6 protein-coding genes are annotated in these 5856 nt (G+C 75.3%); all 6 read right to left on the bottom strand.

The window, feature by feature from the left end:
- Window positions 1-250: 250 nt before the first annotated feature.
- Complete coding sequence (locus E2C05_RS27835; RefSeq protein ID WP_200306343.1) at window positions 251-1240, bottom strand: YihY/virulence factor BrkB family protein; 990 nt, start codon at window positions 1238-1240, stop codon at window positions 251-253.
- Window positions 1241-1385: 145 nt separating this feature from the next.
- Window positions 1386-3125 (bottom strand): ABC transporter ATP-binding protein/permease, encoded by a 1740-nt coding sequence (locus E2C05_RS27830; protein WP_133222901.1) that lies wholly within the window; start codon window positions 3123-3125, stop codon window positions 1386-1388.
- A 254-nt stretch (window positions 3126-3379) separates the two neighbouring features.
- The gene (locus E2C05_RS27825; protein WP_133222900.1) at window positions 3380-3826 is read right to left on the bottom strand and encodes a DUF1499 domain-containing protein; all 447 of its coding nucleotides are present in this window, start codon (window positions 3824-3826) and stop codon (window positions 3380-3382) included.
- Entirely contained in the window at window positions 3823-4092 is a 270-nt protein-coding gene (locus E2C05_RS27820; RefSeq protein WP_133222902.1) for a DUF3253 domain-containing protein, read from the bottom strand. Before E2C05_RS27820 ends, E2C05_RS27825 begins: the two co-directional genes overlap by 4 nt.
- 231 nt (window positions 4093-4323) lie before the next feature.
- Window positions 4324-4893: a pyridoxamine 5'-phosphate oxidase family protein gene (locus E2C05_RS27815; RefSeq protein ID WP_200306345.1), complete on the bottom strand. Its 570-nt coding sequence runs from the start codon at window positions 4891-4893 to the stop codon at window positions 4324-4326.
- Window positions 4890-5856: NAD(P)/FAD-dependent oxidoreductase (locus tag E2C05_RS34380; RefSeq protein WP_133222898.1), on the bottom strand; the 967-nt coding region annotated here is incomplete at its 5' end. The genes E2C05_RS34380 and E2C05_RS27815, both read right to left, overlap by 4 nt.

Here is a 5856-nt window from a genome sequence, read left to right as displayed (position 1 = left end):
CTGACGGCCGAGGTGGTGGCGGCGGCGCGGGCCAGCCTGCCGCAGGCGCCGGCGGCGCCGCGGCCGCGCGCGGCGGGGTCGCCGCCGCGGGGTGAACGCCGCGGGTGAGGGACGGGCAGCGGCCGCGGGCGACGGATCGTGGCGGCCCGGACGCCCGCCGCCCGCGTCCAGGTCGGGGCGCCGCGCGGCCGCGGATCATCGGGTGCCGGGGTCGGGGGAAGGCGCGGTCCCGGCCCCCGGGCCCTCCGCCCTATCGCCGGCGCTTCAGCAGCGTCACCGCCACGGCCGTCGCCGCGGCGGCGGCGCCCACCGCCGGCGCGACGCTCTTGCGCTCTCCCTCCCGCCGCACCCGGCGGGGGCGGCAGGGGTTCACCGGGTCGGCCGCCAGCGCCTCCTGCGCCTCCGCATTGCCCTGCATCCCGGCCCAGACCTTGGTGAACTCCGCCCCCAGCAGGAAGATCTGCGCGGAATAGTAGATCCAGACCAGCACCACCATCAGCGCGCCGGCGGCGCCATAGGTGCTGCCGATGCCGAAGCTGCCGATGTACCAGCCGATCAGCCCCTTCCCCAGGGTGAACAGGAAGGCGGTGACCAGCGCGCCGACCGAGACGTCGCGCCAGCCGATATGCCGGTTGGGCAGCACCTTGTAGACGCCGGCGAAGACCGTCGCGGTCAGCACGAAGCTCAGGCCGAAATTGCCCCAGGCCAGCAGCCGGCCGCTCTCCGGCAGCAGCCTCGCCGCCGCCTCGGTCAGCGCCGCCAGCACCGCGGAGGCGACGAGCGAGGCGAGCAGCAGCACCCCCATGCCCAGCACCAGCGCGATGCTCAGCAGCTTGTTGCGCACCAGGTGCAGGATGGTGTCGCGCGCCGGTGGCGGGGCGCGCCAGATGACGTTCAGCGCCGCCTGCACCTCGGTGAAGACGCTGCTGGCGGTGAACAGCAGGATGAGGATGCCGACCCCCGCGGCGATCTGCCCGGCCTGCTGGTTGGCGGCGCCGCGGATCAGCCCCTCCACCACCTGCGCCGCCGCCGGGCCCATCGCCTGCTCCAGCTGCGCGGCGACCAAGCCCTCGGCTGCCTGGGTGCCGAAGAACAGCCCGGCGATGGCGGTGGCGATGACCAGCAGCGGCGCGACCGAGAAGAAGGAGTAGTAGGCGATGGCGGCGCCGCGGCTCATCGCATCGTCGGCGATGAAGCCTTCGACGCTGCCGCGCACCAGGTCCCAGAGCCTGCCGAACATCCCGCCTTTCCCCCTGGCCCCGGCCCCCGGTTCCCCTTGCGCGTCGAAGGGGGCCGGGGCGACCGGCTCTCCGGCCGCCGGGCATGCTGCCCTGCGGCGATCCGCGCTGCCGGCCGGGGAACGATGCCCGGCCCGGCCGGTTCCGTCAGGCCGGCGCCGCCTCCAGCCTGCCGTCGCGCACCCGCAAGGTCCGGGCATGGTACTGCGCCACCGCCGGCCGATGGGCGATGGAGACCAGCGTGGTGCCCGGCAGCCTTTCCCGCAGCAGCTGGTAGAAACGCGCCTCGGCCTCCGGGTCCAGGCTCGCCGTCGCCTCGTCCAGGAACAGCCATTGCGGCCGCAGCAGCAGGGCGCGGGCCAGGGCCAGGCGCTGCTGCTCCCCGCCCGACAGCCGGCGGTCCCAGGCATCCTCCTCCTCCAGCCGCGGCGCCAGATGGCCGAGCCCGGCATCCGACAGCGCCGCCCGCACCTCCGCCTCGGAGAAGTCGGTCACGCTGCGGGGGTAGCAGACGGCGCGCTGCAGCGAGCCCAGCGGCAGGTAGGGCCGCTGCGGCAGGAACAGCACGCTGGCATCCTTCGGCACCTCCACCCGCCCGCCGCCGAAGGGCCAGATGCCGGCGATGGCGCGGAACAAGGTGGACTTGCCGGACCCGGAGGGGCCGGTGACCAGCACCGTCTCGCCGGGCGCCACGCGGGCCGAGGCGCCCTCGATCAGCACGCGGCCATCCGGCAGGGCCAGCGTCACGCCGTCCAGCGCCAGGTCCGGCCGCGCCTCCGCTTCGGCCCGCACGCCGGTGCCGGCCTGGGTGGCGCCGCGCGCCGCCCCGATGGCGTCGAGGAAGCCGGTGATGCGCACCACCGTCGCGCGCCATTCCGTCAGCTCCCGGTAGCTGTCCACGAACCAGGACAGCGAGCCCTGCACCTGCCCGAAGGCATCCGCCGTCTGGGTCAGGCCGCCCAGCGGGATCTTGCCGGCGAAATAGGCGGGCGATGCGACGACGAAGGGAAAGACCAGCGCCACCTGGGTGTAGCCGTACTGGAAGAAGGTCAGCCGCTTGGTGGCGACCATGATCCGCCACCAATTCTCGATCAGCGCCTGGAAGCGGGCGGTCAGGCCGCGCTTCTCATCCGCCTCGCCGCCATAGAGCGCGACGCCTTCGGCATTGTCGCGCAGCCGCATGAGGGCGTAGCGGAAATCCGCCTCCACCCGTTGCTGGTTGAAGTTCAGCGGGATCAGCCGCCGTCCGATCCAATGCGACAACGCCGTGCCGATGACGGCATAGAGAAGCGCGACCCAGACCATGTAGCCGGGGATCTCGATGCCGAGGATGGTCGCGGTCCCGGACAGGCCCCAGAGCACGAAAACGAAGCTGACCAGGGTCACGACCGATCGCAGCAGGCCGAAGCCCAGGTCCAGCGTCTTCTCGACGAAGAGGCGGATGTCGTCCTGCACCCGCTGGTCCGGGTTGTCGGTGCCCGGATCCGTCAGCGCGATGCGGTAATAGGCGCGGTCGGCCAGCCAGCGGTCGAGCACCTGCTTCGTCAGCCAGGTCCGCCAGCGGATCTGCAGCGCCTGCCGCAGATAGAGCTGATAGACGGCGATCAGGATGAACAGCGCGGCGACGAAGACGAAGCCGGGCATCGGCCCGCTGTCGGTGACCTTGCCCCAGAACAGCAGCGACCAGAAGGACGCCGCGTCCTTCTCCTGCAGGGCGTTGAAGAACTCCCGGTTCCAGTAGGAAAGCAGGACGCTCATCCCGACCAGCGAGAGGTTCAGCAGCACGACGACGCCGAGCAGCAGCCGGGCGCGCCAGCGTTCCTCGCTGTGCCAGTAGGGGCCGGCGATCCGCCAGGCATCGGAGAGGAAGGAACCGATTCGCCGCATGGCAACTCCTGACGTCCGGCGCTGCTCGGCAGCCCGGCCCGGTGGCCGGGAGGGAGGCGCGCCGGACGCAAGGCGTCGCCCCCAAGAGCTCCCTCCGCCAAGGGTCGGAGGGCCCCTGGATCCCGCGGATCACCGCCTGGGCGGGATGCTCGCCGCGGCAACAAGCCCATGCGACCGCCAGGGGCGGTTTGGTCCCCGGCGGGGTGCGTGCAGGAGGGGAGCCGCCGGCGCCCCTGCCAGCGCCCCTGCCGAGGCTACCGCCGCAGCGCCGCGCCCAGCGCCGCCAGCCAGGCCTCCACCCGCTTGCGGTTCGCCCCCAGGTCGGAATAGCCGAACAGGCTGCGCGAGAAGAGGAACAGCCCGCAGCCGCCCGGCGCCGGCACGATCTCGGCGGCGACGATGTCGGGCCAGTTCATCAGCGGCGAGCGTGCCACCCATTGCGCCTGCCGCCGCTCCGGCCATTGGCCGTAGCGGAAGGCGCGGGGCTGCGCGTCGCAGGTCGCCAGCAGCGCCGCCCAGGCGGCGTCCGGCGCCACCTCGAAGGGCGGCACCGTGACATGCGCCTGCGGATGCCCGCCGGGCGGCGCCGCGAGGCAGGTATTGGGCGAGGCCGGCAGGCGCAGCGTGGCGAAATCCACCGGCTCGGCCGGTGGCAGGCCGCCGGTGCCGGAGGCGAAGAGCGCGGCGATCGGCGCGCTCATGCCGGCCGCGGCGTCCGCAGGCGGATGACGCCGCGGACCTCCTCGACCGGCACCGGCTTGCCCTTGCGCAGGATCTCCACCCGGCCCTGCCGCGCGAGGGCGATGGCCGCCTGCCGCACCGGGCCCATCAGCGGCCGCCAGGGGCCGTCATCGCCGCCCGCCAGGGCACGCGCCACCTCGCTCGGGCAGATGGATTTGTCGGGGCCGCGCGCCGCGGTCTGGCGCAGGATCTCGGCGGCGATGGCGCCCTCCTCCGGTGTGGTCATGGCGGTGGCAGCATAGGCCGCGGCGGTCAGGGTGTCATACCGGCCGGCACGGGGGCTGGCCGGCATGGCCAGCCTGCCCGGCGCGCCGCCGCCATGCGAACCCTGCGCGCAATGCCGGCGTGCCCAGGCGGGGACTGCGGCCCCCCGGCACCGGACCGCTTCGACCTGGCGGCAGGCGGCCCGTCGCGGACCCGCGCCCCCGATGTCCGCCGCGCCTGCCGGCGCCGGACCTCAGGGCACCAGCCATGTCTCCTCCACCCAGTCCGTGCCCCAGGCGAAGCGGGCGCGGCGATGCCCGGCATGGTGCAGATGCAGGAATTCCAGCCGGTCGAAGACAAGGCGGAGGACGCCGAAATGCGCCCGCCCCCCGGCATCCGCCCGCGGCGCGGCGGGCGGCGCCGGCACCGGCGTGCCCGGCCCGGGCGAGACGGAGTAGCAGAGCCGGCTGCCCGGCTGGCTGGCGAACCAGGCGGCATCGGCCACCTCGTCCTCGGCATGCCGCGAGGCGGTGCCGGACAGCCGCAGCTGGATCTGCGCCCCGGGATCGTAGACATGCAGCGCGGCGCGCGCATCGCCCGCCAGCGAGCTCCATTTGGCGCTGCGCCGGTCGGTGTGCAGGCGCAGTGCCCGCGCCGCCGGGTCGAAGCCGCGCAGGACCAGGGTGCGAAGCTGCGGCGCGCCATCCGGCCCGATGGTCGCCAGAGTGGGGGTGTGGAAGGCGCTGCGGCGGTCGGCGACCCCGCGGGAGAGCAGCCGGAAGGCCTCCGCCCGCAGTTCCGGCAGCGCCGGGACCGGCGTCACGGCAGCAGGGCGTCGGCGAGGGCGAGGCCGCTCTCGAAGGCCGCCTCCGCCCGCCCGGCCAGGCACCAGTCGCCGGCCAGGCCGAGGCGCAGGCCGGGATCGTGCAGGCAGGGCCGGCCGAGCGGCGCCTCCACCAGCGAATAGCGCCAGCGATGCGCCGCGGCATGGATGGGGGCGGGCAGGTCCGTGCCGGCCAGCGCGCCGAGCGCCGCCAGCAGGGCGGGCATGACCTCGGCCGGCGTCTGCTCCAGATGCGCGCGGGACCAGGCCGGGCTGCCCTGCACCACCCAGCATTCGGCGGCGGGGCGGCCGGGCTTGGAATTGTCGCGCGCCGCCCAGCCGATCGCGCCGCCGTCCGGGCTTCCGAGCGCTGGCCGCAGCGAATCCGGCAGCGGCAGGCGGGCGGCGAAGGCGGCCATCACCGTCCAGCAGGGCGCGAGCCGCACGCCCGCCAGCAGGCCGGGCCAGGCCGGCGCCTGCGGCGCGACCAGCGGCGCCGCCTGGTCGGGCGGCAGGGCGATGGCGACCGCCTCGAAGGGGCCTTCCTCGGCCGGCGGGTCGGGGGGCAAGGGCATGCCGGGGCGGACGAGCGCGGCATCCAGGTGCCGCACCATCCAGGCGCCGGGCCGGCCGGCCAGGGCGGTGACATGCCGGCCGGCCGCCAGGTCGAGGCCGCGGGCCAGGGCGCGCGGCAGCGCCGACATGCCGGGCGCGCCGACGAAGCGGCCCGGCTCGCCCCAGGGCTGCGCCCCGGCTTCCGCCAGCAGGGCGGCGAAGGCGGCGCTCCGCGCGGTCAGGTACTGCGCGCCATGATCGAATTGCAGCGCCTGCCCGGCCGCCTCCGCCCGGCGGGTCGCCAGGCGGCCGCCGGCGGCGCGGCCCTTGTCGAACAGGCGGGACCGGGCGCCGCGCGCGGCCAGGGCGCGGGCACAGGCCAGGCCGGCGAGGCCGGCGCCGATCACG

Origin of the sequence: Paracraurococcus ruber, assembly GCF_004353985.1 — a bacterium.
GTDB classification, from domain to species: domain Bacteria; phylum Pseudomonadota; class Alphaproteobacteria; order Acetobacterales; family Acetobacteraceae; genus Paracraurococcus; species Paracraurococcus ruber.
The sequence above is the reverse complement of the archived record's forward strand: the minus strand, read 5'-3'. Positions and strand labels throughout refer to the sequence as shown.

Coding starts and splice junctions, on each gene's coding strand:
- E2C05_RS27835 (WP_200306343.1), bottom strand. CDS start 1,240: ATGTTCGGCAGGCTCTGGGACCTGGTGCGCGGCAGCGTCGAAGGCTTC.
- E2C05_RS27830 (WP_133222901.1), bottom strand. CDS start 3,125: ATGCGGCGAATCGGTTCCTTCCTCTCCGATGCCTGGCGGATCGCCGGC.
- E2C05_RS27825 (WP_133222900.1), bottom strand. CDS start 3,826: ATGAGCGCGCCGATCGCCGCGCTCTTCGCCTCCGGCACCGGCGGCCTG.
- E2C05_RS27820 (WP_133222902.1), bottom strand. CDS start 4,092: ATGACCACACCGGAGGAGGGCGCCATCGCCGCCGAGATCCTGCGCCAG.